This window comes from Streptomyces sp. NPDC006879 (genome assembly GCF_042869595.1).
In the GTDB taxonomy this organism is placed as follows: Bacteria; Actinomycetota; Actinomycetes; order Streptomycetales; family Streptomycetaceae; genus Streptomyces.
In genome coordinates this window covers 1-22,675 of record NZ_JBIAGC010000063.1, presented here as the reverse complement: position 1 = coordinate 22,675, position 22,675 = coordinate 1, and the positions used below count along the sequence as shown (strand labels likewise).

24 protein-coding genes and 5 pseudogenes are annotated in these 22,675 nt (G+C 70.1%); 16 read left to right on the top strand and 13 right to left on the bottom strand.

Annotated features, from left to right (window positions below):
- Positions 1-126: 126 nt before the first annotated feature.
- The 3 genes from ACFYMC_RS28180 to ACFYMC_RS28170 all read right to left on the bottom strand — a co-directional run bounded on the left by ACFYMC_RS28180 (position 127) and on the right by ACFYMC_RS28170 (position 1,456).
- Entirely contained in the window at positions 127-318 is a 192-nt protein-coding gene (locus ACFYMC_RS28180) for a hypothetical protein (RefSeq protein WP_388530467.1), read from the bottom strand.
- A complete protein-coding gene (locus ACFYMC_RS28175) occupies positions 315-1,016 on the bottom strand; it encodes a hypothetical protein (RefSeq protein ID WP_388530464.1) in 702 nt (233 codons plus the stop codon). Before ACFYMC_RS28175 ends, ACFYMC_RS28180 begins: the two co-directional genes overlap by 4 nt.
- A gap of 89 nt (positions 1,017-1,105) precedes the next feature.
- Positions 1,106-1,456: a WhiB family transcriptional regulator gene (locus ACFYMC_RS28170; protein ID WP_388530461.1), complete on the bottom strand. Its 351-nt coding sequence runs from the start codon at positions 1,454-1,456 to the stop codon at positions 1,106-1,108.
- A 182-nt stretch (positions 1,457-1,638) separates the two neighbouring features.
- Here ACFYMC_RS28170 and ACFYMC_RS28165 point away from each other — a divergent pair, with 182 nt between their 5' ends.
- Entirely contained in the window at positions 1,639-2,073 is a 435-nt protein-coding gene (locus ACFYMC_RS28165) for a helix-turn-helix domain-containing protein (RefSeq protein ID WP_388530458.1), read from the top strand.
- Between the two features lie 192 nt (positions 2,074-2,265).
- Positions 2,266-3,054 carry a hypothetical protein gene (locus ACFYMC_RS28160; RefSeq protein WP_388530454.1) on the top strand — a complete coding sequence of 263 codons (789 nt, stop codon included), beginning with the start codon at positions 2,266-2,268 and terminating at the stop codon, positions 3,052-3,054.
- 323 nt (positions 3,055-3,377) lie between these two features.
- Here the strand turns inward: ACFYMC_RS28160 and ACFYMC_RS28155 are convergent, their stop codons facing one another.
- Positions 3,378-5,228 carry a phosphoenolpyruvate carboxykinase (GTP) gene (locus ACFYMC_RS28155; protein WP_388530451.1) on the bottom strand — a complete coding sequence of 617 codons (1,851 nt, stop codon included), beginning with the start codon at positions 5,226-5,228 and terminating at the stop codon, positions 3,378-3,380.
- 236 nt (positions 5,229-5,464) lie between these two features.
- Between ACFYMC_RS28155 and ACFYMC_RS28150 the strand changes: the two genes are divergently transcribed.
- Positions 5,465-6,115: a hemolysin III family protein gene (locus tag ACFYMC_RS28150; RefSeq protein ID WP_388530448.1), complete on the top strand. Its 651-nt coding sequence runs from the start codon at positions 5,465-5,467 to the stop codon at positions 6,113-6,115.
- 56 nt (positions 6,116-6,171) lie between these two features.
- On the opposite strand, the pseudogene ACFYMC_RS28145 reads toward ACFYMC_RS28150, so the two are convergent.
- Positions 6,172-8,242 (bottom strand): annotated as a pseudogene (locus ACFYMC_RS28145) (thioredoxin domain-containing protein).
- Between the two features lie 91 nt (positions 8,243-8,333).
- On the opposite strand from ACFYMC_RS28145, the pseudogene ACFYMC_RS28140 reads away from it, so the two are divergent.
- From ACFYMC_RS28140 to ACFYMC_RS28130, 3 genes and pseudogenes are all read left to right on the top strand, one after another.
- Positions 8,334-8,489: pseudogene (locus ACFYMC_RS28140) on the top strand (IS5/IS1182 family transposase); the annotation flags it as partial.
- Between the two features lie 252 nt (positions 8,490-8,741).
- Positions 8,742-9,014, top strand: a complete 273-nt coding sequence (locus ACFYMC_RS28135; protein WP_388530445.1) for a hypothetical protein — start codon at positions 8,742-8,744, stop codon at positions 9,012-9,014.
- Entirely contained in the window at positions 9,011-9,418 is a 408-nt protein-coding gene (locus tag ACFYMC_RS28130; protein WP_388530442.1) for a PIN domain-containing protein, read from the top strand. The genes ACFYMC_RS28135 and ACFYMC_RS28130 overlap by 4 nt, the downstream gene beginning before the upstream one ends.
- Positions 9,419-9,473: 55 nt before the next feature.
- On the opposite strand, the pseudogene ACFYMC_RS28125 reads toward ACFYMC_RS28130, so the two are convergent.
- The 3 genes and pseudogenes from ACFYMC_RS28125 to ACFYMC_RS28115 form a co-directional block, all read right to left on the bottom strand.
- Positions 9,474-9,626, bottom strand: a pseudogene (locus ACFYMC_RS28125) (DUF255 domain-containing protein); the annotation flags it as partial.
- Between the two features lie 259 nt (positions 9,627-9,885).
- A complete protein-coding gene (locus tag ACFYMC_RS28120) occupies positions 9,886-10,431 on the bottom strand; it encodes a Uma2 family endonuclease (protein ID WP_388530439.1) in 546 nt (181 codons plus the stop codon).
- A 210-nt stretch (positions 10,432-10,641) separates the two neighbouring features.
- A pseudogene (locus tag ACFYMC_RS28115) lies at positions 10,642-10,806 on the bottom strand (DUF255 domain-containing protein); the annotation flags it as partial.
- 220 nt (positions 10,807-11,026) lie between these two features.
- On the opposite strand from ACFYMC_RS28115, the pseudogene ACFYMC_RS28110 reads away from it, so the two are divergent.
- A pseudogene (locus ACFYMC_RS28110) lies at positions 11,027-11,351 on the top strand (Uma2 family endonuclease); the annotation flags it as partial.
- On the opposite strand, the gene ACFYMC_RS28105 reads toward ACFYMC_RS28110, so the two are convergent.
- Positions 11,327-11,560, bottom strand: a complete 234-nt coding sequence (locus ACFYMC_RS28105) for a hypothetical protein (RefSeq protein ID WP_388530436.1) — start codon at positions 11,558-11,560, stop codon at positions 11,327-11,329. The pseudogene ACFYMC_RS28110 and the gene ACFYMC_RS28105 sit on opposite strands and share 25 nt — an antisense overlap.
- Positions 11,557-12,444, bottom strand: a complete 888-nt coding sequence (mca, locus tag ACFYMC_RS28100) for a mycothiol conjugate amidase Mca (protein WP_388530433.1) — start codon at positions 12,442-12,444, stop codon at positions 11,557-11,559. Before mca ends, ACFYMC_RS28105 begins: the two co-directional genes overlap by 4 nt.
- Positions 12,445-12,541: 97 nt before the next feature.
- Between mca and ACFYMC_RS28095 the strand changes: the two genes are divergently transcribed.
- Together ACFYMC_RS28095 and greA are read left to right on the top strand one after the other, a co-directional pair.
- A complete protein-coding gene (locus tag ACFYMC_RS28095) occupies positions 12,542-12,958 on the top strand; it encodes a DUF4307 domain-containing protein (protein ID WP_388530431.1) in 417 nt (138 codons plus the stop codon).
- Between the two features lie 202 nt (positions 12,959-13,160).
- A complete protein-coding gene (gene greA / locus ACFYMC_RS28090) occupies positions 13,161-13,658 on the top strand; it encodes a transcription elongation factor GreA (RefSeq protein ID WP_388530428.1) in 498 nt (165 codons plus the stop codon).
- A gap of 81 nt (positions 13,659-13,739) precedes the next feature.
- On the opposite strand, the gene ilvA is transcribed toward greA, so the two are convergent.
- Complete coding sequence (ilvA, locus tag ACFYMC_RS28085) at positions 13,740-14,969, bottom strand: threonine ammonia-lyase (protein WP_388530426.1); 1,230 nt, start codon at positions 14,967-14,969, stop codon at positions 13,740-13,742.
- Positions 14,970-15,116: 147 nt separating this feature from the next.
- Between ilvA and ACFYMC_RS28080 the strand changes: the two genes are divergently transcribed.
- Genes ACFYMC_RS28080 through ACFYMC_RS28070 form a run of 3 tightly spaced genes read left to right on the top strand, consistent with a single transcriptional unit; the run spans position 15,117 to position 16,447 of the window.
- The gene (locus ACFYMC_RS28080) at positions 15,117-15,680 is read left to right on the top strand and encodes a MarR family winged helix-turn-helix transcriptional regulator (protein ID WP_388530423.1); all 564 of its coding nucleotides are present in this window, start codon (positions 15,117-15,119) and stop codon (positions 15,678-15,680) included.
- A gap of 45 nt (positions 15,681-15,725) precedes the next feature.
- Complete coding sequence (locus ACFYMC_RS28075) at positions 15,726-16,199, top strand: sigma factor-like helix-turn-helix DNA-binding protein (RefSeq protein WP_388530420.1); 474 nt, start codon at positions 15,726-15,728, stop codon at positions 16,197-16,199.
- A gap of 2 nt (positions 16,200-16,201) precedes the next feature.
- Complete coding sequence (locus ACFYMC_RS28070; RefSeq protein ID WP_388530418.1) at positions 16,202-16,447, top strand: hypothetical protein; 246 nt, start codon at positions 16,202-16,204, stop codon at positions 16,445-16,447.
- A 109-nt stretch (positions 16,448-16,556) separates the two neighbouring features.
- Here ACFYMC_RS28070 and ACFYMC_RS28065 read toward each other — a convergent pair whose 3' ends face one another.
- On the bottom strand, positions 16,557-17,717 hold the full coding sequence (locus ACFYMC_RS28065; RefSeq protein WP_388530415.1) for a cystathionine gamma-synthase: 1,161 nt from the start codon (positions 17,715-17,717) through the stop codon (positions 16,557-16,559).
- A gap of 73 nt (positions 17,718-17,790) precedes the next feature.
- Here ACFYMC_RS28065 and ACFYMC_RS28060 point away from each other — a divergent pair, with 73 nt between their 5' ends.
- Positions 17,791-18,897, top strand: coding sequence for a hypothetical protein (locus ACFYMC_RS28060; RefSeq protein ID WP_388530412.1), 1,107 nt, complete (start codon positions 17,791-17,793; stop codon positions 18,895-18,897).
- A 96-nt stretch (positions 18,898-18,993) separates the two neighbouring features.
- Positions 18,994-19,671: a peptide-methionine (S)-S-oxide reductase MsrA gene (gene msrA / locus ACFYMC_RS28055; RefSeq protein ID WP_388530409.1), complete on the top strand. Its 678-nt coding sequence runs from the start codon at positions 18,994-18,996 to the stop codon at positions 19,669-19,671.
- Positions 19,672-19,825: 154 nt separating this feature from the next.
- Here the strand turns inward: msrA and eno are convergent, their stop codons facing one another.
- Positions 19,826-21,145, bottom strand: a complete 1,320-nt coding sequence (gene eno, locus ACFYMC_RS28050) for a phosphopyruvate hydratase (RefSeq protein WP_388530405.1) — start codon at positions 21,143-21,145, stop codon at positions 19,826-19,828.
- 164 nt (positions 21,146-21,309) lie between these two features.
- On the opposite strand from eno, the gene ACFYMC_RS28045 reads away from it, so the two are divergent.
- Positions 21,310-21,732 carry a MarR family winged helix-turn-helix transcriptional regulator gene (locus ACFYMC_RS28045; RefSeq protein ID WP_388530402.1) on the top strand — a complete coding sequence of 141 codons (423 nt, stop codon included), beginning with the start codon at positions 21,310-21,312 and terminating at the stop codon, positions 21,730-21,732.
- Positions 21,733-21,879: 147 nt separating this feature from the next.
- Positions 21,880-22,332, top strand: a complete 453-nt coding sequence (locus ACFYMC_RS28040) for a GNAT family N-acetyltransferase (protein ID WP_388530399.1) — start codon at positions 21,880-21,882, stop codon at positions 22,330-22,332.
- The last annotated feature ends 343 nt before the right edge of the window (positions 22,333-22,675 follow it).

Sequence of the window (22,675 nt, the reverse complement as noted above, 5' to 3'; positions counted from 1 at the left end):
GGCGGGCGCGCCCCCGCGCGGGGGGCGGGCCCGGCCCGGCCCCCCCCCCCCCCCCCCCCCCCCCCCCCCCCCCCCCCCCCCTCTTCCGCGGTTCTTCCGCGTTTCCTTCTGGGCCCGTAGGCCGGTTTACCGTCCCCGGACCGCGCGCTCGGCCGCGAAGACGTCCTCCAGCCGGTAGAGCAGTGCCCTGCCCTGCCGACCGGCGGGCGTCAGGTGACCGTGCTGGACCCATTTGCGGATGGTGGCAGGGACCACCCCGGCCTCGGTGGCGGCCAGGGCCGCGTTGATCAGCGCGGTGGATGCGGTGGCGGTGTTCATCGGCGCACTCCCTCGTCAGCGGCGTCCATGGAGGCGTGCAGTTCGTGCCGGTGGCCGCCCGAGACGGCGGTCAACGCCTCCCAGTCGCCTTCGTGCCACACGTGTCGGTACGCCGGATCGGCGCGGCAGTCACACTCGGCATCGGCGCAGCGGCAGGCCGGGTTCACGCAGAGCACGGCGCGCCGGGCGGGGAAGGCGCGCAGGGAGACCGAATCACACCACGGGCAGCGTCCGCGCACCCTGACCATGGACTCCGTGTCGCCGAGCGCACGGGCGCAACGACGGGCCATCCGGCGCGTCTCGTCGCGGATGTGCCGCGCGAGGTCAGGCTGGTCGCCGGCCGGGCCGAGGAGGCCCGCGATCCTCGCCAGCCGCTGCGGCACCCGCGCCTGACGGGGGCGGCCGAGTCCGAGTGCGGCGTGCACGGCCTCGTCGAGTTCGATGACCCCGTCCGTGATGTCGCGGATGGCGTCGGAGACGTGCAGGCGCAGCGGGGCGGTGCTGTGCCCCGGCACGGCCAGACCGTGACGCTGCTGCACGAGGAGCGCCTCACGCCTTTCGGCGCGCAGCAGTTCGGGGTCGGGGAGGTGGCCGGTGCAAGGTGACCGGCGCCCGGGTGCGAGTTCCGTGAGGAGTTCGGGGAACTGGCGCAGCAGCGCTTCGATCCAGAGTGCTGCGTCATCGGTGGGCGTGGGCACGGGTCCTCCCGGGAGGTGTGATGGGGCCGTGGGGCGACGTACGGGGTGGTGGGTGGACAGGCGTAGCTCGCGTACGTGATGTGTACGGGTCACGTCTGCTCGACCGGGTACGACGCCGAGGAAGTAGCGCGCGAGGGCGCAACAGCGTCATCACTCAGCCGTACGGGTCGACCATTGCGCCACAGGCGCCCGCCGCTCACTCCGTCGAAGAAGCTCTCCGCCGGCGCCACCGCCTCGATGCAGCGCGCCACGACCGGGCAGCGTCGGCAGGCCACGAGGGCGGGCCGGGCCTCGGACTCCCGGCGCGCGAAGACGATCCCGGGGGGCAGGGAGGAGCAGGCGGCGGCAGCGCGCCAGCCGAAGAAGTCGAGCGCTTCGGCAAGAGAGGGCCTCGAAGAGTGCGGCGCGGGTGATCCGGAGGGGGCTCCGGGGATAGCCATGGCGACGGCTCCTGTTCTCTGCGAGTTCGTTGCGGACTCGCACACTGACACGTTGCGCGCGCGCTCGCAACTTACCTAGCCGCCTGTTTTCTCGAATTTACAGCGTGCGCGCGCACCAGCACGTATTTCCGTGCGCGCAAGCGCGATATCCTGAGGCCCGCTTCGGAGGGAGGCGACAACCCATGACCGCCAATGATCTGGACCAGTTCGCCGCCTGGGTCGAGGATCTGATCCGCCGCCGCGGCTTCGACATCGACAGCCCGCGAGGCGGCGGGAAGTCACGACTCGCCGACGAGGCGGGAGTCCACCGCGCAGCCATCACCCGACTTCTCCAGCGGCAATCCATGCCGGACCTGGAGACCACCCGCCGCCTCGCGCACGTCCTGGACGTCCCGGTGCGCGACATGCTCATCCGCTCGGGCCGCCTGACCGAGACCGACCTGCCGCTCCCCCAGCCGTCGGCGCCCGGCCCAGCCCTGGCCAACCGCCGACTCACCCTGGAGGAAGCGGCGGCAGGGCTCGGGATTCCCGTCGAGCAGCGGGAGATGTTCATGAAGGTCGCAGCGCAGTTCTTGCCGCCCTCACCTGCCCAACGGGCCCCGCTGGCACAGGATTGAGGGCGCGTCAGCGGGGCCGAATCCCGTTGGCCGAAGTGTCTCGTTAAGCTGTCACAGCCTGCCCCCTCTGCTCACGCAGGCAGTAACGCCCCCCGGAACGCGTTGGCATGCGTCCCTACCGGTGCGCCAGTCGGTGCGCCGTTAGGGACGCGCTGCTGGACGCATTGCGACGCGTGGGCGGGATTGGCAACGATGGGACGCGAGCGAGAAATACGCACGGCAGAGGGCGACGGGCCCTCTCGCACCATGGGTGACGGCGACGAGACAGTGGCCGGCGCCGGAAGGGCGGCGAGGGCAGAAGGTCCCAGAGCAACAGGGGGTACGGGGGAGCAGCAGACCACAGAGGTCGAAGAGTGGGGTGCGGGCCTGGAGGGGGCGGGCACCGAGGCGAGCGAGGACCTACCAGGCCTGCTGGCCCAACTGGGGCGGCTCCTGGGGGAGCGTTCACCCAGCGACGTGGCCATATTGCTGCGCGAGGACATCGAGCGACGGGAGTTGCGGGCCTACGCCCACGGCTGGCAGGACGCGGCAGCCGAATACGGTCCCGCCCTGGAGGAAGCACGGCTGGGCCGCACCCGCCCGCTCCGGCTGGTGGGGCGCACTCCCGGCCAGGCGGCGGTGATCCCCTTCCCGCAGGCGCGGACCGAGGAGGCTCCGCCGCGGCCCTCGACGGGCGGGGACGGGCCTTCGGAGCCGGCGGCGGCCGGGGACGCGGTGGCTGCGGAACGGGGCCGCAGCGCGCCCCGGAGCAGGGCCCGCGCCGGTCCTGCGGTGCCCCGACGCGGCGCGGGCGCACCGGAGGCCGAGGACACGGCCTCGGACACCAGGCCCGCCGAGGCGCCGGGCCTGGTTCCCAAGAGGCGCACATCCAGGGTTCCGACGATCCCGCCCCTCACTCCCCCGCGCCGGCGCCGCCGCGCGGGCCAGGGAGCTGCGGAGGGAGGCGCGCGGGCGGCCGAGGAGGGCCCGGAGGGGCGCTGAGGGGCCGGGCCGCCCGTCCGGTGCGGCCCGGCCCCTCGTCGCCGCACCGGTACCAGCCCGGTGAGGTCTGCGATGCCGCGACGGACTGAGGCGGGCTCGGCGCCTTACGGGGTCGGCTGCCGGACGCGGCACCCTGCTACGTCCCGGGGACGAGGCGGCGGGGCGGGCAGCCGACCGTTGCCGCCACCCGGGCGAAGGCCCCGGGGACCGCACAACAGGACGAGGCCGTGACCTCCCGTCCGGGAAGGCCACGGCCTCGCTGGTTCACCACTGGTGCGCGGTTGCGGAGCGTAGTACGCCCGCCTCCTTGACGTACTCGGCTGTCAGCCCAGGCGCTCGACCAGCGCGCGGTACTCGTCCCACAGTTCCTTGGGGGTGTGGTCGCCGTAGGTGTTGAGGTGCTCGGGGACCAGGGCGGCCTCCTCGCGCCACACCTCCTTGTCGACGGTGAGCAGGAAGTCCAGGTCCTGCGCCGACAGGTCCAGGCCGTCGGTGTCGAGCGACTCGGCGGTCGGCAGGATGCCGATGGGGGTCTCCACGCCCTCGGCCTTGCCCTCCAGCCTTCCGACGATCCACTTCAGGACCCGGCTGTTCTCACCGAAGCCCGGCCAGACGAACTTGCCCGCGTCGTTCTTGCGGAACCAGTTGACGTAGTAGATCTTCGGGAGCTTGGACTGGTCCTTGTCGGCGCCCACCTTGATCCAGTGAGCCATGTAGTCGCCCATGTTGTAGCCGCAGAACGGCAACATGGCAAAGGGGTCCCGGCGCAGTTCGCCGACCTTGCCCTCGGCGGCAGCGGTCTTCTCGGAGGCGATGTTCGATCCGATGAAGACGCCGTGGTTCCAGTCGAAGGACTCGGTGACCAGCGGCACCGCGGACGCCCGACGACCACCGAAGAGGATCGCGGAGATCGGGACGCCCTTGGGGTCCTCCCACTCGGGCGCGATGGTCGGGCACTGCGAGGCGGGGACCGCGAACCGCGCGTTGGGGTGGGCCGCGGGGGTGGGCGACTGCGGGGTCCAGTCGTTGCCCTTCCAGTCCGTCAGGTGGGCGGGGGTTTCCTCGGTCATGCCCTCCCACCACACGTCGCCGTTGTCGGTCAACGCGACGTTGGTGAAGACGGTGTTGGCGTACATGGTCTTCATGGCGTTGGCGTTGGTGTGCTCGCCGGTGCCCGGAGCCACGCCGAAGAACCCGGCCTCCGGGTTGATCGCGTACAGCCGGCCGTCCTCACCGAAGCGCATCCAGGCGATGTCGTCGCCGACGGTCTCCACGGTCCAGCCCGGGATGGTGGGCTCCAACATCGCCAGGTTGGTCTTGCCACAGGCGCTCGGGAAGGCGGCGGCGATGTACTTGGGGCCGTCCGACTCACCCTGCGGCGGGGTCAGCTTCAGGATGAGCATGTGCTCGGCCAGCCACCCCTCGTCGCGGGCCATCACCGAGGCGATGCGCAGTGCGTAGCACTTCTTGCCGAGGAGGGCGTTGCCCCCGTAGCCCGAACCGTAGGACCAGATCTCGCGGCTCTCGGGGAAGTGGGAGATGTACTTGGTGGAGTTGCACGGCCACGGCACGTCGGCCTCGCCCTCGGCGAGCGGCGCGCCGAGGGTGTGGACGGCCTTGACGAAGAACCCGTCGGTGCCGAGCTCCTCCAGGACCGGCTGACCCATACGGGTCATGGTGCGCATGGCCGCCGCGACGTAGGCGGAGTCGGTGATCTCGACGCCGATCGCGGACAGCTCCGAACCCAGCGGGCCCATGCAGAACGGGACGACGTACATCGTCCGGCCCTTCATCGAACCGCGGAAGATCCCCTTCTCGCCGGCCGTGCCGATGAAGAGCTCCTTCATCTCCGCCGGGGCCTTCCAGTGGTTGGTCGGGCCCGCGTCCTCTTCCTTCTCGGAGCAGATGAAGGTGCGGTCCTCCACGCGCGCGACGTCAGAGGGGTCGGAGGCCGCGTAGTAGGAGTTGGGTCGCAAAGTGGGGTCGAGCTTCTTGAAGGTGCCCTTGGACACGAGCTCCTCACACAGGCGCTCGTACTCGGCCTCGGAACCGTCGCACCACACGATGCGGTCAGGCTCCGTGAGGGCAGCGATCTCGTCGACCCAGGAGATCAGCTCCCGATGCCGGGTAGGCAGGGTCGTCGGGGAAGTGGGAGCCGCGTTGTCGCGCGCCACGGTTGCTCCTTGTTGAGGGGTTTTTGGTGATGTGCCCCTTGGGGGCTGCGACCCGGACGCTTCGCGCTCCGCTCATCCGGTGTCGACCGCACTCATCTGATCATCCGCGCCAACCGCCCATCTGTCCAGAGGCCCTCTCACCTGAGCGTGGACATTCCCGTGTGAGCATCGCCACTCACCCCGGTCGGGGCATTCGACCCAACCGCTACCTACGGACCCGTAGGTAGCATGAGCGCATGACAACAGAGGTGATCGTCAAACCGAAACTGCGAGGCTGGCTCCACGCCGGGATGTTCCCCGCCGTCGTGATCGCCGGTCTGGTTCTGATGGCCTTCACCAAGTCCACCACGGCGCGTGTCGCCTGTGGGGTCTACGTCCTCACCGCCTGTCTGCTCTTCGGCATCAGCGCCCTCTACCACCGGGGCAACTGGGGCCCACGGGGCGAAGCGATCCTGCGCCGGCTCGACCACGCCAATATCTTCCTGATCATCGCCGGTACCTATACCCCGCTGACGATCCTCCTCCTCCCCAGCTCCACCGGACGGCCCCTCATGTGGGCGGTCTGGCTGGCCGCCGCAGCCGGCATCGCCTTCCGCGTCTTCTGGGTGGGAGCACCCCGCTGGCTCTACACGCCCTGCTACATCGCGATGGGCTGGGCCGCCGTCTTCTTCCTACCGGACTTCCTGCGCACCGGCGGCATCGCCGTCCTGGTGCTGGTGATCGTCGGCGGACTGCTCTACAGCGCGGGCGGAGTGATCTACGGAATCAAGCGCCCCAACCCGAGCCCGCGCTGGTTCGGCTTCCACGAGGTCTTCCACTCCCTCACCCTGGCCGCCTTCGTCGTGCACTACGTGGGCATCTCCCTGGTCGCCTACCAGCACGCCTGAGCACCGCCCGTCGGACGACACCGGGGAGCCCCCGCCCCAGACCCGAGGCCGCCCGCTCAGTCCCGAACGGCCCCGACCTCCTCGGCCAGCACCGCCCGCTCCGCCGTCGGAGCCGCGCACACGAACTGCCGGCACACGTAGGCCGCCGGCTGCGTGCCGAGCAACGGACGCCCCCGCAGCAGCGGGAACTCCTCCTCCCCCGCCGGAACCTCGCCGCCCACCGCGACCACCGCACCTGGCGCAGTGCCCAACAGCGCCACCCGGTGCAGCAGAGCAGTGCCCGGATCCCGGTGCGGTCCCACGACGGCCACCTCTCTCGGGCCGTCCAGCAGGGCCTCCGCCACCGACAGCCCCCACCCCATGAACCGCGGAGCGCGCGGTCCGAGTGCCCGCACCACCCCGAGCGCCCGCTCCGCGGCGCGCCGATGGGCCTCGGAACCGGTGTGCGCCGCGTAGGAGAGCAGGGCCCCGGTGGCCGCCGTCCAACCGGCCGGCGCCGCGTTGTCCGTCGGGTCCTGTGGCCGCCTGATCAGCTTCTCCGCCTCGTGCGCGGTGTCGTACAGCGAGCCGTCCTCGGCCGTGAACTGGTCCAGCACCAGGTCAACCAGGAAACCCGCGAACTCCAGCCACACGCCCTCGCCGCTCACCGCGGCCAACGCCAAGAAGCCCTCCGCGACGTCCCCGTAGTCCTCCAGCACCCCCGCATGAGCACCGGACACCCCGTCGCGACTCGTCCTCGCCAGCCGCGCCCTGCCGTCCATGTGCACCCGTACCAAGAGGTCGGCCGCCTCGGTCGCCCGTTCCACCAGGTCGGGACGGTCGAAGTAGGCGCCGGCCTCGGCCAGCGCGGCGATGGCCAGACCGTTCCAGGCAGCGATGACCTTGTCGTCCCGAGCAGGTGCCGGGCGCTGCGCGCGCGCCGCCGACAGCCGCCGGCCGATCGCCGCGGCCCGCTCCGCTGACACCTCGGGCCCGCCCGAGGGGAGCTGGAGCACCGAGGATCCACGCTCGAAGGTGCCCTGGTCGCTGACGCCGTAGTACGCGGCGGCGAGCGCCGCGTCCTCCTCGCCCAGCACCTCCCGCAACTGCGCGGGCGTCCACACGTAGTAGGCGCCCTCGACATGCCGCCCCGAGGCGTCCTCACTGTCCGCGTCCAACGCCGAGGCGAAGCCGCCCTCATGGGTACGCAGCTCGCGCACCATGAAGTCCGCCGTCTCCAGGGCCACCCGGCGTGCCAGCTCAGAGCCGGTCGACCGCCACAGGTGGGCGTAGGCCCGGCACAGCAGGGCGTTGTCGTAGAGCATCTTCTCGAAGTGCGGGACCAGGGCGCCCTCCGGACGCTGCCGCAGCACGTAGCGGTGGAAGCCGCCGCCGACCTGGTCGTAGAGGCTGGAGCGGGCCATCGCCTCACAGGTCCTCTCCGCCATCTCCCGGGCGCCGAGCGACCCGGTGCGGGCATGGTGACGGAGCAGGAACTCCACCACCATGCTCGGCGGGAAGCGGGTGTCCCCGCCGCCGAACCAGCCGCTGGCAGGGTCGAAGTCGCGGGACAGCTGGAGCAGTGCGGCGCCCTGGGACTCCTCCGTCGGCACACCACCCTCCGGCACGCCGAAGGACCGGCCGGCCAGGTCGCGGGTGATCCTCTGGGCGACTTCCGCCACCTCCTGCGGCCTCCCCTCCCAGGCGGCCCGCACCCCCTCCAGGACTTCCAGGAACGAAGGTGTCCCGTGACGGGGCTCGGGCGGGAAGTAGGTGCCGAAGTAGAAGGGCTCTCCGTCGGCCGTCATGAAGACGGACATCGGCCAGCCGCCGTGCCCGGTCGCCGCCTGCACGGCCTCCATGTACACGGCGTCGACGTCCGGGCGCTCCTCGCGGTCCACCTTGATGCTGACGAAGTGCTCGTTCAGGTACGCGGCGGTCCGCTGGTCCTCGAAGGACTCATGGGCCATCACATGGCACCAGTGATCGTCAGGCTAAGTGGCACGACGAATAACCCACCGAGAGAAAGATGGGAACGTCGCGCCGCTTGGCCTCTTGCATCGCCTCCTCTCCCCATGGCCACCAGTCCACAGGATTGGAGGCGTGCTGGAGGAGATAGGGCGACTGGGAGTCTGCCAGTCGATTCATGCTCCCATCGTTGCACGACGAGGATCGCGGCGCGTGACCATCTGTGCACGAAGAACGGCTGCCGCAGACCGCCGGAGTCAAGGTTCTGGGCGTCAACATCGCCCACGCGCGCATCCGGGCCCTGGGCGAGCAGGCCATGGCCATCCTGAAGACCTGGCGCCTGCTGCGCAAACTCCGCTGCAGCGCCCATCGCATCACCAGGCTCGTCCAGGCCGTCCTCACCCTGCACCTGAACTGCACAAACTGAGGTAGGCCGTCGCCCTGCACCACTCCTCGACCTGAGGATAGAAAAGGCTCCCATTCTCAACCCCTCGGGACTTGAAGGTTCGGATGGAGTCCTGTCAAGCGGCGGCGAGTAAGCGGACCGGCTGCCCCTCGATGCATGTCCACCTCAAGCCGGGCAAACCACCCAGGTGGCGCGCGGCCCTGACCGTCGACCAGTTCGCCGGGAAGCAGGAAAGCCCTCTCTATGTAATAGAGCTTGTCCTACACTCTGAGCATGAAGCCGACCCGAGCCGGAACTACCGAGAACATCTCCGTGTCCATGCCCACCGAACTGGTCAGCGAGCTCCGTTCCCGAACCGGCCGCCGCGGGCTGTCCGGCTACATCACCGAGGCCGTCAGGCACCAGCTCGCCATGGACGGGCTCGCCGAGATCGTGGCGTCCCACGAGGAGGAGCACGGCGCGCTCACGGAGCAGGAGATCGAAACCGCTCGTCGCGAGCTGTTCGGGGACGTGAACGCCGAGGATGCGGAGCGGGGCGCCGCGTGAAGGAGCAGCCGGCCCGCTCGCTGGTGCTCGACTCCGAGGCGCTCGCTCTGCTCCTGCGCAACGACCGCGGTATGGCGGCACGCATCGAGGCATCGCGGCAGGCCGGGGTTCCCGTCCGCGTGTCCGCGCTGACCATCGTCGAAGCCGTACACGGGAAGACCGATCTTGCACGCTTGAAGTGGGTGCTCTCCCGGCTGGGGGTGGAACCGGTCAGCCAGGAGGACTCCCTGACCGCCGTGAGGCTGCTCCAGGACGCAGGCGGGCTGCACGGACACAAGTACGCCATCGACGCCCTCGTCGCCGCGCTCGCGCTCCGCGTCCCGGCCCCCGTAATCGTTCTGTCCTCCGACCGGGACGACTGGTCGAAGCTCTGCGGGAAGCACGTGATCATCAGAGACGTGTAGGCGCCGTCGACTACCGGGTCTGTGAGTTCACTGGCACCAGTGATCGTCAGGCTAAGTGGCACGACGAATAACCCACCGAGAGAAAGATGGGAACGTCGCGCCGCTTGGCCTCTTGCATCGCCTCCTCTCCCCATGGCCACCAGTCCACAGGATTGGAGGCGTGCTGGAGGAGATAGGGCGACTGGGAGTCTGCCAGTCGATTCGCCATGACGGCAGCATCACAGCCCGCGAGCACTCCGCGGGGACGGTCCCATCAACACGCCGACACCGCATGCACGGGACCTGCCCGGCGCGGCCCTCGCGCGCCCACACAGTACGCTCCCCGCGCCCCAGTTGACTTCAGGGCAACAGGTTACGGGTGGAGCCGAAGGTCAACAGAGGTTCAGCGGGAGGCAGCCTCGATGGCAGCCATCGCCCTGCTCGCTCGGAGCCAGCAAGCTGCAGGAACGATGAGCCAGGTGGTGCGATCAGCGCGCGTCAGCCTCGGGCCGGGGCAGCTCGTCAAGGTCGAGGGTGTAAGTCCGCCCGTCGGCCAGCTCGATGGGCAACTTGCCCGAGCCGTACTTGTGGGTGTGCGCCGCGATGTAGCCGGAGCCGGTGGGCTGGGTGTGGACGACGACCTCCGCGGCGTACGGGTCCACCACCACGTAGACCGGGATGCCGTAGCGGCCGTACTTCGCGGTGCAGTCGTCGTAGTCCTTGCGCGCGGAGGAGACCGACACCACCTCGGCGATCAACAGGACGTCCTCGAAGCTGTAGCGCTTGCCCTGTCGCTGCGCGTCCTCCCGCAGGATCGCGAAGTCGGGGGCCGAGTTCTCGTCGGCGGGGAAGTCCAGGTAGACGTCGGAGGCGGTCTTCGCGTGCCGGCCGAGCGAGAGCGAGTCGATCTGCATCGACTTGATCGTGCTGGAGTGCTCGAAGCTCTGCGGAGTCATAACCACCTTCCCGTCGATACCGAAGAAGATCACGTACCCGGCGGGGAACTCGGTGTGCATGACCGCGTCGACGCTCATCAACGGCTCCTTCCCGTCGCCTCTCAGGATATGGGGCCACGGTCTCATACGGGTCCACTGCGAGAGCGTCGGCTCAGCAAGAGTGGCGGGGGTGCACTGATCTTCGGTCCAAGCGCTGACCTTCTGCCCCGGTCGCGCACCATAAGCATCTGCGCCAGTGCTCTCCGGAAACATCCCAGTTCAGGACCACCTGGTTGTGTTAAGTCACTGGCACCAGTGACACGCGCTGTAGCCGACGCCCAGGAACACCGGGACGTTGCGCCGCCGGGCTTCTTCGAACGCGCCGGCCTCCCACGGCCACCAGTCGACCGGGTTATCAGCGTGCTGAAGCAGATAAGGCGCGGTCACACCAGCCAACCGGTTCCCACGACCCAGCCTCTCACGCCGACACGGCCCTGCCGGTTCGGCCCGCAAGCCCCGCCCCACTCGGCGGATTCGCACTCATGCGCCATCACGTGGTGCATGCGGATCGCCCCTTTTGCACCCAGGTCTCCCGACGGACGCCGGAGGTTCTGCCCTGACCCAAAGCCGGTGCCCGACTGGAAGCGGGCAGTGCCTGAGTCGTGCAGAACCGCATCCTCGAAGGAGGTCCTTCGTGCCCGCCGAGATGGTGGCGCCCGCGTGGATGCACACGCAGATCAGCGCGGAGCAGTACGACTCCTGGTCCGAGGAGCAGTGCGCCGGCATCGAGATCGTGGACGGGATGGTCGTCGTGGGCCCGGGCGCCTCGAAGCGGTACAACCGGCTGGCCCGCATCCTGGCCAACGCCCTGGACGCCGCCGCGGGCCCGGACTGGAACGCGGACACCGACTTCGACGTCCGTCTGTTAGGACGTTCCGCTCACCAACCCCCGCCCGGACGTCATCGTCTACCGGGCGGAGGCCGCGCCGAGGGGTCAGCTCCGGCCGGTGGCCGTGCTCCCGTCGACGCCGGAGTCCGCCGGGTCCGGGTCCTCCTCGAAGGAGACCCGGCCCATGTGGCGGTTCATGGACTTCATCAGCGCCCACACGCCGACCGCCAGCGCCGCGAAGACGAGGAAGCCGAGCACGCCGGGGGTCACCTTGTTCTTGTCGAAGGTGTCCGCGGCGAGCGGGACGAGCTGGGTCAGTGCTGCCTGGGTAGCGCTCATACTTCCGCATTCTCCCGGATGCCCGCGAAGAGGTCGTCCTCGGGGAGGGAAGTCGACACCAGGGACTTCGCCAGTTCGTACTCCTCCGTGGGCCAGACCTCGCGCTGGACGTGCATCGGCACCCGGAACCAGCCGCCGTCGGGGTCGATCTGCGTGGCGTGCGCGATCAGTGCCTTGTCCCGGATCTCGAAGAAGTCACCGCAGGGTACGTACGTGGTCAACGTCCGCTCCTTGCGCTGGAAGCTCTCCCACCGCTCAAGCCACTCGCCGTAGGGCGACTCCAGGCCGCGCGAGAGCATCGCCTCGTGCAGGGCCACCGTCCGCGGCCGGTTGAAGCCCTGGTTGTAGTAGAGCTTCTGCGGTTGGTGGACCGGGCCGAACTCCTCCTCCGGGTAGTTCTCGGTGTCGGCCGCGCCGTCGAAGGCCACCATCGAGATCTGGTGGGTCATGATGTGGTCCGGGTGCGGGTACCCGCCGTTCTCGTCGTAGGTGGTGATCACCTGGGGTCGGAAGGAACGGATCGAGCGCACCAGCCGGCCGGCCGCCGCCTCGACCTCCTCCAGCGCGAAGCAGCCCTCGGGCAGCGGCGGCAGCGGGTCGCCCTCGGGCAGCCCCGAGTCGACGTAGCCAAGCCACTCCTGGGAGACGCCGAGGATCTCGCGCGCCTCGTCCATCTCCTTGCGCCGCACCTCGTGGATGTTCTCCTCGATGTAGCGGTCGCCCTTGAGCTTGGGGTTGAGGATGGAACCGCGCTCGCCACCCGTGCAGGTCACGACGAGCACGTCCACCCCCTCGGCGACGTACTTGGCCATGGTGGCCGCGCCCTTGCTCGACTCGTCGTCGGGGTGAGCGTGGACGGCCATCAAACGAAGCTGCTCAGTCAAGACTCGGTCCTCAGTGATTCGTCACGGTCGGCGGCTTCTATAGTGACCGAAACGGGGGACGGAAAATTCCGGGTTCCGGTGCGCGAGAGGACGATCGATGAGCGCGGCCAGTCAGCAGCTCCCCGAAGGCCGGTACGGCCGCACGACGGACGAGCGCGATGACCGTAAGCTCAAGATCGTCGGCGGTGTGCTGGGCGTGGGACTGCTCGCCGTGATCGGCTGGTTCGGCTGGCACTACGTCTCCGGCACCGAGGTGAGTGCCGAGCTGATCAAATACCAGGTGGTCTCGGACCATGAGGTCAAGGTGCACCTCGAAGTCCGCAAGGACGCCTCCGTGACCGGAGTGTGCACCCTGAGCTCCCAGGACACCGAACGCAACGAGGTCGGACAGAAGGACTACGTATTCGACCAGCGCGCCTCCCGGGTGGACGAGATCGTGACGCTGCGCACCACGAACCGGGCGACCATGGTCGAACTCGTCGGCTGCCAGCAGCTCGGGGCCGGGCAGCACTGACGCACCGCCCGGGAGACCACACCCCGCCCCCTCCGACGCGGGTAGCCGCAGCTCCCGTGGGGTACCACCGGTGGGAACGCATCGAGTCCCTTCCGAGAACGGCCGCATCCTCCCCGTTTGCGTCCTGAATTGTTAGGCTCGTGGTTTCGCCTGGCCGAGAGTCGTGGCGACTTGTATTCCCCTGTACCGACGAGGAGCACCTGTGACCCAGACGAGCGAGAGCGTCACCTGGCTGACCCAGGAGGCGTACGACCAGCTCAAGGCCGAGCTGGAGTACCTGTCTGGTCCCGCACGCACGGAGATCGCGACGAAAATCGCGCTGGCCCGTGAGGAAGGTGACCTGCGGGAGAACGGCGGTTACCACGCGGCGAAGGAGGAGCAGGGCAAGCAGGAACTGCGCATCCGCCAGCTGACCCAGCTGCTGGAGAGCGCCAAGGTGGGCGAGGCACCCGCAGCCAGCGGCGTGGTGGCCCCCGGCACGGTCATCACGATCGCCTTCGACGGCGACGAGGACGACACGATGACCTTCCTGCTCGCCTCCCGCGAATACGCCTCCTCAGACATCGACACCTATTCGCCGCAGTCCCCACTGGGTTCGGGCGTGAGCGGTAAGAAGATCGGCGAGGACGCCGCGTACGAACTGCCGAACGGCAAGACGGCCTCGGTGAAGATCCTGGACGTCAGGCCCTACAACGGCTGACCCCGATACGAACGGGCGCCCCGCCCCGTGCCGAGGCACGAGGTCCGGGGCGCCTTCGTACGCCAGAGGCCGGCGGGCAGATCATTCCAGCACGCGGTAGCCGGCCATCCGCAGGTGCCCCGCCACCTCCACGCAGTGCTCCGGCCCCTTCGTCTCCAGGTGCAGCTCGACCTCGACCTCCGTCAGGCCCAACCGGGGGTCGGTCCTGACGTGACTCACGTCCAGCACGTTCGCGTCCAGGACGGACAACGACCCCAACAGGCCGGCCAGGGCTCCCGGACGGTCCGGCAGGTTCACCCGTAGCGAGAAGTAGCGGCCGGCCGCCGCCATGCCGTGCCGTAGGACCCGCTGCATCAGCAGCGGATCGACGTTCCCCCCGGACAGCACCGCCACCACCGGCCCCCGATAGTGCCGCGGCTCCGTCAACAAGGCGGCCACCGGACTCGCCCCCGCCGGCTCCACCACCAGTTTGGCCCGCTCCAGACACAGCAGCAGCGCACTGGAGAGGGCGTCCTCCGAGACCGTGCGCACCTCGTCGAGGAGCTCCGCGATGATCGCGAACGGCACGTCCCCGGGCCGCCCCACCTTGATGCCGTCCGCCATCGTCACCGGCGAATCGATCGACACCGGATGGCCGACGGACAAGGAGGGCGGATAGGCGGCGGCACCCGCCGCCTGCACCCCGATCACCTTCACGTCCGGCCGCAACGCCTTGACCGCCACCGCGATCCCCGCCGCCAGACCACCCCCGCCGACGCCGACGAGCACCGTCCGCACCTCCGGACACTGCTCCAGGATCTCCAGCCCCACCGTGCCCTGGCCAGCGATGACGTCCCGGTGGTCGAAGGGGTGGATGAAGACGGCTCCGGAACGCTCCGCGTAGGCCTGAGCCGCGGCCAGGGTCTCGTCGACCACCTGCCCCTCCAATCGGACCTCGGCCCCGTACTCACGGGTCGCGGCCACCTTCGGCAGCGGCGCGCCGACCGGCATGAACACCGTGGAACGCACACCCAGCAGGGACGAGGCCAGGGCAACGCCCTGAGCGTGGTTCCCGGCGCTCGCCGCGACCACCCCGGCCGCCCGCTGCTCCGGGGACAGCCCCGCGATCCGCACATAGGCGCCGCGCAGCTTAAACGAACCGGTGCGCTGTAGGTTCTCGCACTTCAGGTGCACCGGCGCACCCACCAACTCGGACAGGTGACGGCTGCCTTCCATGGCCGTCATCCGCGCCACCCCGGAAAGCATCTTCTGCGCACCCCGGATGTCGTCGAGGATCAACGGTGGAAAGGGGTCACCCAGACGGAAGCTCATGACACCCAGTCTCGCAGCTGACCCGTGCCTCCTACCTCGCCCGTCCGGTCCTGCCACCGGTTTGGTCAGGGCAGGTACGAGCCACCTCCCGGCCGCGTACTCTGTCCCCCAACTTGCCCGCCCCCGTGAAGAGAGCTCAGAGTTCCCATGCCCAGCACCCCGGCCCCCACGCCGTCCTCCGAGCCCTCCTCGGCACCGGACAGTCCGGACCTACCGGCCGCGGCCGAGCCGGATCCCGTACTCCTCGACACCCTCCAACACGAGGTGGCCGTCTTCGCCCGAAGGGCCGAACAGACCCGGCTCGGCGGCGTCGGGCAGGCCCGGAACTCCATGGACCGCGCCGCCTACCTCCTGCTGAACCGGCTGGACCAGGAGGGTCCGATGGGGGTCAAGGCGCTCGCGGCAGGCATGGGCATCGACTCCTCCACCGTCACCCGCCAGGTGGCACCTCTGGTCGACACCGGACTGGTCAAGCGCACCTCCCACCCGGAAGACGGTCGCGCCGTCGTCCTGGCCCTCTCGCCGCGCGGCCTCGCCCGGCTCGAAGACGTGCGCTCCTCCAGGCGAGCCCTGATGACGCAGGTCACCGAGGGCTGGACACCGCAGGAGCGGGAGGTCTTCACCTCCCTGCTGACCCGGTTCAACCTCTCGCTCTCCGACTGGATGGCGAGCACCGCGGCAGCCGACGCCCAAGGTCCACAGGGCTCTTGACTCCCACCCCTTGACCCCGGGTTCGCCGTCCCCTCAGATGAGGGGGTGAGCGATCAGGGGGAGACGGCTCGACCGGGCCGTCACGGCCGGGAGTTCGAGGCGTTCGTCGCGGGCGCCGCCGGACGGCTGCTGCACGCCGCCACCCTGCTCACGGCGGAGACCGAGGAGGCCAACCCCATGGCCCGGCGCCTCCTCGCAGCCGCCCTGGCCCGGACCTTCGCGCGTTGGGAGCGACTGCGTGGCGACGACCCCTACGCCCACACGCGCCAGGAACTGATCCGACGCTTCGCCCTGACCGGATGGCGCCACCACCGCGCGCACGGCGGGGTCCTCTCCCGACTCAGCCCGCAGGAGCGGCTGATCGTGGTGGTGCGCCTCTACGAAGGTGTCGCCGAGGAACAAGCCGCGGCCCTCCTCGGTCTGCCGGTCGAACGGGTGAGGGCACTGTGCACCCGGGCCACGGCCACCCTCCGCTCCCGCGCACCCGAGGCCGCCGGTGAGGGGGTGGTACCCCGGTGAGCATGCCCGACCGCAAGGAAGTCGAAGTGCGCCGACTGCTGGAGGGGCCCAGACCCGCGGTCCCGGCCGACCTGGCCACCACAGCCGCCACCCAGGGCCGCCGTCTGCTCCGCAGACGCCGCACCCTGCACCGCCTGGGCTGGCTCCTGCTGCTCGCGGCAGTCAGCGCCTTCACCGTGTGGGCCCTGCTCACGCGGCCTTGGACGGTGCCGCCCTCGGACGTGGCGCCGCCGCTGGAAGGCTGGTGAGCGCACCGGCCCCGAAGGCGCCGTGCTGAGGCAGACGGCCCGGACGCTCACCCGCGGTCGGGGAACGTCCGGGCCCGGCCAAGCCACGACTGGCCCTACCGGTCGGGGTTCAGCCCAGCGCCTGGGTCAGGTCGGCCAGCAGGTCATCGACGGCCTCGATGCCCACCGACAGGCGCACCAGATCAGCCGGCACCTCCAACTCGGACCCGGCCACCGACGCGTGCGTCATCCGCCCCGGGTGCTCGATCAGGGACTCCACACCGCCCAGCGACTCGCCCAGGGTGAACAACTTGGCCCGGTTGCACACCTCCACGGCCGCGGCCTCGCCACCGGCAACCCGGAACGAGACCATCCCGCCGAAGTGCTTCATCTGCTTCGCCGCCACATCGTGCCCGGGGTGCTCGGGCAGCCCCGGGTACAGCACCTGCACCACCTTCGGGTGCCGGGTCAGCATCTCCACCACCCGCTCGGCGTTCTCGCTGTGGCGGTCCATGCGCACGGCGAGCGTCTTGATGCCCCGCAGCACGATCCAGGAGTCGAACGGCCCCGCCACCGCGCCCATCGCGTTCTGGTGGTAGGCCAGTTCCTCACCCAGGGCCTCGTCGGCGGTGACCAGCGCCCCACCGACCACGTCCGAGTGACCGCCCATGTACTTGGTCAGGGAGTGCACGACCACGTCCGCCCCCAGCGAGAGCGGCTGCTGGAGGTAGGGACTGGCGAAGGTGTTGTCCACCACCAGACGGGCACCCGCCGCGTGCGCGATCTCCGCCACCGCCGCGATGTCGGTGATGCCCAGCAGCGGATTGGAGGGGGTCTCCACCCAAACCGCCTTGGTGTTGGGCCTCAGGGCCGCCCGCACCGAAGCCGCGTCCGAGGTGTCCGCCACGTCGAACTGCACGCCCCAACGGGCGACCACCTTCGCGAACAGGCGGAACGTACCGCCGTACGCGTCATTGGGGATGACCACGTGATCCCCCGGGGCCAACAGCGCACGCAGGAGGCAGTCTTCCGCCGCCAGGCCGGAGGCGAAGGCCAGACCGCGCCGACCGCCCTCCAGTGCGGCGAGGTTCTCCTCCAGGGCCGTACGCGTGGGATTGGCGCTGCGGCTGTACTCGTAACCGCCGCGCAGCCCGCCCACACCGTCCTGCTTGTACGTGGACACCTGGTAGATCGGGGGCACGACCGCGCCGGTCAGCGGGTCCGCCGTGTTGCCCGCGTGGATCGCGCGGGTCTCGAAGCTCTGGTGCTCGTGGCTCTGCTGGTCGCTCATGGGGCAGAGCCTAAGCCCCGCGGGGCACACCCCGTATTCGCCTCCAGGGTGGCGGTCTGGTTCGCTTGGAGCCATGGAGATTCTGTGGTTCCTGCTGGCGATGGGCATGCTGATGGCCGTCCTGCTCCCCTATCTGCGGCGGCGGCGCGGCGGAGTACGCCTGGTCTCGCCCGGCAGCCCCGACGCGGCGGACCCCGCCGCCTACGGGTTCGTCCGCCAAGAACTCCTCGACGTCCGCGTCCCCGGCCCCGATCAGGACCTGATGGACGTGCTCGGTGCGGTGCAGCGGTCGCAGGACTGGCGGGCCGCCTCCCAGCTCCTCGCCGGTACGCCCAAGGAAGGCGAAGTCCGCTGGCAGCGCGTCCAGGCCTTCGCCGGCGCCGCCTCACTCGAACTGGCCCAGCAGCCGGGGACCGGTGCCCAGTGGCTGCGGGCCTGGCGGCTGGAGGCGCCCAAGGACGCCGGTGGAGCCCAGGTGCACGCCGAGTTCCTCGTGCACCAGGCCTGGCGTTCCTCCGGCGGAGTCGGCTCGGACGACCACCGGATCATCTTGGAGGAGGCACGGACCGCCTGCGGCGAGGCTGCGCTGCTCGCCCCCGGGGACCCCGTCCCGTACATCACCGAACTCGCCGTCGCCCGCGGGCTGGCCTACCCGGAGCAGCAGTTCGACCTGCTCTGGGCGAAAGTCATCGACCGTGCGCCCCACCACATGGGGGCCCATCTGGCTGCCCTCCACTACTGGTGCGAGAAGTGGCACGGCTCGCGCGACAAGGCGGACGCCTTCACTCACGCGGCTGCGGCCCGCGCCCCCCGCGGCTCCCTGCTGGCCGCGCTCCCGCTGTTCGCCGTCTACGAGCACCTACCCGAGGTCAACCTGGTGCGGGGCTTCTACCAGAGCGCGGTCGTAACCCGAGCGGTCGAGGGCGCCCTGTACGCCGTGCACTCGGCCCGGGCCGAGGACCCGATGCTGGCCCATGTCCGCCACCTGCTGGTCTTCTTCCTCGTACGGTGCGAGAGGTGGGCGCAGGCCATGGAGCAGCTGCGTCACGTGGACGGCTGCGTGGGTGCCCTGCCCTGGTCGCAGAACCCGGACCCGGCGGCCGAGTACGCGGTCTACCGCGCCCTGGCCGTGGCGGGCTACGAGGCGAACGGCGGCAGCCCCGCCACTCTGCCGCGCTAGTGCTTTGACCGAGAGGTCACCGGCTTGTGGCGGTGGGGAATCTCCGCCGTCGCGGGCACGTTGTCCCCACACGCCGTAACAGCACCAGGAGCCGTGATGATCTTCGGTCGCCGTACCCCCGAACTCCCGACTCCCGAGGAAGCCCTCAAGGGCCGCCCGGAGCCTCAGTTCGACCTGCCGTCCCACCACACCGTCCTTGGCAACCCGCTCGCCGGCCCCTACCCACGGGGGCTGGAGGTCGCGGACTTCGCCCTCGGCTGCTTCTGGGGAGCGGAGCGGAAGTTCTGGCAGGTCCCGGGCGTGTGGACCACGCTCGTCGGCTACCAGGGCGGCTCCACCGAGAACCCGCTGTACGAAGAGGTCTGCTCGGGCCGTACCGGCCACACCGAGGTGGTCCGGGTCGTCTTCGACCCGACCTCGGTGTCCTACACCGAGTTGCTGCGCGTGTTCTGGGAGGCACACGACCCGACCCAGGGCTTCCGCCAGGGCAACGACGTGGGCACCCAGTACCGTTCCGCTGTCTACACCCACTCCCCCACCCAGCAGGCCGAGGCCGAAGCCTCTCGCGACGCCTACCAGAAGGTCCTCTCCGCGGCCCGGTACGGGGCGATCACCACGACGGTCCTGCCCGCCGAAACCCGCCCGTTCTGGCCGGCGGAGCCGTACCACCAGCAGTACCTCGACCGCAACGTCGACGGCTACTGCGGCATCGGCGGGACGGGCGTGGCCTGCCCGATCGGTATCGCGAAGGCCGAGGCTCCTGGCGAAGGGTGACCGGCAGGCCCGGTGTGGCGCCTGGGGCTGCGCGGCGAGGCGTCCTACGCCACCCGTGACCGTGGGGTTCCAGGTGGACCGGCTCGTGTCCGTGCCCCGTCTGCCCGAAACGGGTGTCGGCGCCGCGCTGCCCAGGCGACGGCGGGGCGCCCCCTCACGCTGTCCGGGCAGCCCGTAGCAGCGCGGAGCGGCCCGCGAAGCGCGCCGCGTCGCCCAGCTCCTCTTCGATGCGAATGAGTTGGTTGTACTTCGCCGTACGGTCGGAGCGGGAGAGCGAGCCGGTCTTGATCTGACCGCAGCCGGTGGCCACCGCCAGATCCGCGATGGTGGTGTCCTCCGTCTCGCCCGAACGGTGCGATATGACGGCCGTCCAGCCCGCCTGATGGGCGGTGGTCACAGCCGCTAGGGCCTCGGTCAGGGTCCCGATCTGGTTGACCTTGACCAGGATCGAGTTGCCCACACCGGTGCGGATGCCCTCGCGCAGCAACGTCTCGTTGGTGCAGAAGACGTCATCGCCGGTGAGCTGGCAGCGGTCGCCGACGCGGGCGGTCAGCTCGCGCCAGCCGTCCAGGTCGTTCTCCGCCATCGGGTCCTCGATGGAGACGATCGGGTAGGCGTCGATGAGCTTGGCCAGGTGGTCGGCGTGTTCGGAGGAGGTGCGGCGCACCCCCTCGCCCGCGTAGTCGTACACACCGTCGCGGAAGAACTCCGACGACGCCGGATCCATGACCAGGCCGATGTCCCTGCCGGGGCGGTATCCGGTGCGCTCGATGGCGGCCATCACGAAGTCGAGCGCCTCCTCGGCGGTACGCAGCGCGGGCGCGAAGCCACCCTCGTCACCCACGCCCGTGGAGTGCCCGGCGGCCAGCAGGTCACGGCGCAGGGTGTGGAAGACCTCGCTGCCCATGCGGACCGCTTCTGCGAAGGTGTCCGCCCCCACGGGCACGATCATGAACTCCTGGAAGTCCAGCGGATTGTCGGCGTGTGCGCCGCCGTTGACGATGTTCATCATGGGCAGCGGCAGGAGGTCGGCGTCGGCGCCTGCGAGGTACCGGTACAGGGGCTGGCGGTGCGCCGCCGCGGCGGCCTTGGCGGTGGCGAGGGAGACGCCGAGGATCGCGTTGGCGCCGAGCCGGGACTTCGCCGCGGTGCCGTCGAGGGCGACCAGCGCCGCATCGAGGCCCGTCTGGTCCGCCGCGTCCCGGCCGCGCACCGACACCGCGATCTCCCCGTTGACGTGGGCCACCGCGCGGTCAACGCCCTTGCCGTGCCACCGCGCGGCGTCCCCGTCGCGTAGTTCCACGGCTTCCCTGGCACCGGTGGAGGCGCCGGAGGGGACAGCGGCGCGGCCCAGGTACCCGCCTGCGAGGACGACGTCGACCTCGACCGTGGGGTTACCGCGGCTGTCGATGATCCGGCGGGCGGTGATGGTTTCGATGGTGGTGTTGACGGTCCCGACTGCCTTGGTGGGCATGGGATGTCCTTCCCGTTGTCGTGTGCCGTCGGCCCCGGCTGCGGCAGCACTGGCGCTGGGCCCGACCACGGCAAACCATACAGCAATACTGATAAGCATTGCTGTGCAGTATTGCTGTGTAAAGTAGGTGCGCGACCCACCGGACCAGCGCGGTAAAGTGCCCTATGCCCACCCCGGAAGCCGCCGCCATCGCCGCCGAACTGCGCACCGCGATGGGCAAGCTCACCCGACGCGTCACACACGAGGACCGCATCCCACTGGGCCAGGTCGCCGTCCTCGGCGCACTCGACCGGGACGGCGCCATGACCACCAGCGACCTCGCCGCCGATCAGCGCGTACGACCCCAGTCGATGGCCCGGGCGGTGGGACTGCTGATGGAACAGAACCTGATCACGCGCCGGGCTCACCCCACGGACGGCCGTAAGTCGCTGGTCGAGCTGACGGACGCGGGCCGGGCCACACTCGAAGCGGAACGAGGTCGCAGGGTCGGCTGGCTCGCTCTGGCCATCGAGGCTGAACTCACCGGTGAAGAACGGGCGTTGCTCGCGCGGAGCGCCGCTCTCCTGGATCGGCTCGCCACCCACTAGGGCGGTGACAGGAAGCCGCACCTCGCACGGACGCCCCGCCCACACATCAACCGACCGCCAAGCGCCCGACCTACCGGCCCGCCCGCTGGGGCCAGCGCAGGCGCTAACCCTGTTGACGCCCCGGAATCCGCCGGGTCTCCTGGGGCGGTGACTGACCTTCGCATCGAAACAGCGAGCCCGACGGTGGAGGACACGGCCCGGCGCAGTGACTGGCGGACCGTTCACAACCTGGTGGTCGCGACCCATCACCTGACGCCGCCGGAGGTACGCGAGCGCGCGGGGCGCCATCACCTGGAGGTGGCCTACGCCGGTGACGTCCTGGTGGGCTGCTCCACGGTGCGACCTCCGACGGACGCGTCCGCCACCGCCACGGTGATCGCCCGGGTCCTGCCCGCCCACCGCAGACGTGGCTTCGGCTCCCGGTTGTACGCACGGGGCCTGGAACGGGCCGGGCAGTACGGTGCCGCGGCGATCGAGACGGTCGTGTTGGAGTCCAACCAGGAGGGGCTGGAGTTCGCGCTGCGGCGTGGGTTCACCGAGATCGAGCGGTACCTGTTGCCGGGCGAGGCCATCGGGTACGTCGAACTCAGGCTGTCCTGAGGTCACTGCGCGATCCCACGGGCGCTCTGGCAGCGGTGACCGGGGGATGAGTGAGTCGGGCGTAGCCTCAGGTCAGGTCGTGGGTGCCCACGACCGGGAGGAGACCTCCTGGGGCCTCCCACCCGGACGTTGCCCGACTAAGCCGGGCCCGGCGCCGTGTCCCGCCCCTTCGCCGCGAGGCGGCGCCCGCTCGCAAGCCACCCGTTCCACGCCGCTGGCGCGCCGATCCGCCGGATACCTACGAAAGGCCCCCTAGACGAGTCATTCCGAATGCTGACGGTGCGTTTGGGAACGCAGACAGGGCGTCCAAGATCGATCTGTGACGAATGACCTGGACGCCCTG

Excerpts from the sequence above, each read along its gene's own strand:
- ACFYMC_RS28180 (WP_388530467.1), bottom strand. The coding sequence starts at position 318 with ATGAACACCGCCACCGCATCCACCGCGCTGATCAACGCGGCCCTGGCC.
- ACFYMC_RS28170 (WP_388530461.1), bottom strand. The coding sequence starts at position 1,456 with ATGGCTATCCCCGGAGCCCCCTCCGGATCACCCGCGCCGCACTCTTCG.
- ACFYMC_RS28165 (WP_388530458.1), top strand. The coding sequence starts at position 1,639 with ATGACCGCCAATGATCTGGACCAGTTCGCCGCCTGGGTCGAGGATCTG.
- ACFYMC_RS28160 (WP_388530454.1), top strand. The coding sequence starts at position 2,266 with ATGGGACGCGAGCGAGAAATACGCACGGCAGAGGGCGACGGGCCCTCT.
- ACFYMC_RS28150 (WP_388530448.1), top strand. The coding sequence starts at position 5,465 with ATGACAACAGAGGTGATCGTCAAACCGAAACTGCGAGGCTGGCTCCAC.
- ACFYMC_RS28135 (WP_388530445.1), top strand. The coding sequence starts at position 8,742 with ATGAAGCCGACCCGAGCCGGAACTACCGAGAACATCTCCGTGTCCATG.
- ACFYMC_RS28120 (WP_388530439.1), bottom strand. The coding sequence starts at position 10,431 with ATGAGCGTCGACGCGGTCATGCACACCGAGTTCCCCGCCGGGTACGTG.
- ACFYMC_RS28105 (WP_388530436.1), bottom strand. The coding sequence starts at position 11,560 with ATGAGCGCTACCCAGGCAGCACTGACCCAGCTCGTCCCGCTCGCCGCG.
- ACFYMC_RS28095 (WP_388530431.1), top strand. The coding sequence starts at position 12,542 with ATGAGCGCGGCCAGTCAGCAGCTCCCCGAAGGCCGGTACGGCCGCACG.
- ilvA (WP_388530426.1), bottom strand. The coding sequence starts at position 14,969 with ATGAGCTTCCGTCTGGGTGACCCCTTTCCACCGTTGATCCTCGACGAC.
- ACFYMC_RS28080 (WP_388530423.1), top strand. The coding sequence starts at position 15,117 with ATGCCCAGCACCCCGGCCCCCACGCCGTCCTCCGAGCCCTCCTCGGCA.
- ACFYMC_RS28070 (WP_388530418.1), top strand. The coding sequence starts at position 16,202 with ATGCCCGACCGCAAGGAAGTCGAAGTGCGCCGACTGCTGGAGGGGCCC.
- ACFYMC_RS28065 (WP_388530415.1), bottom strand. The coding sequence starts at position 17,717 with ATGAGCGACCAGCAGAGCCACGAGCACCAGAGCTTCGAGACCCGCGCG.
- ACFYMC_RS28060 (WP_388530412.1), top strand. The coding sequence starts at position 17,791 with ATGGAGATTCTGTGGTTCCTGCTGGCGATGGGCATGCTGATGGCCGTC.
- msrA (WP_388530409.1), top strand. The coding sequence starts at position 18,994 with ATGATCTTCGGTCGCCGTACCCCCGAACTCCCGACTCCCGAGGAAGCC.
- eno (WP_388530405.1), bottom strand. The coding sequence starts at position 21,145 with ATGCCCACCAAGGCAGTCGGGACCGTCAACACCACCATCGAAACCATC.
- ACFYMC_RS28045 (WP_388530402.1), top strand. The coding sequence starts at position 21,310 with ATGCCCACCCCGGAAGCCGCCGCCATCGCCGCCGAACTGCGCACCGCG.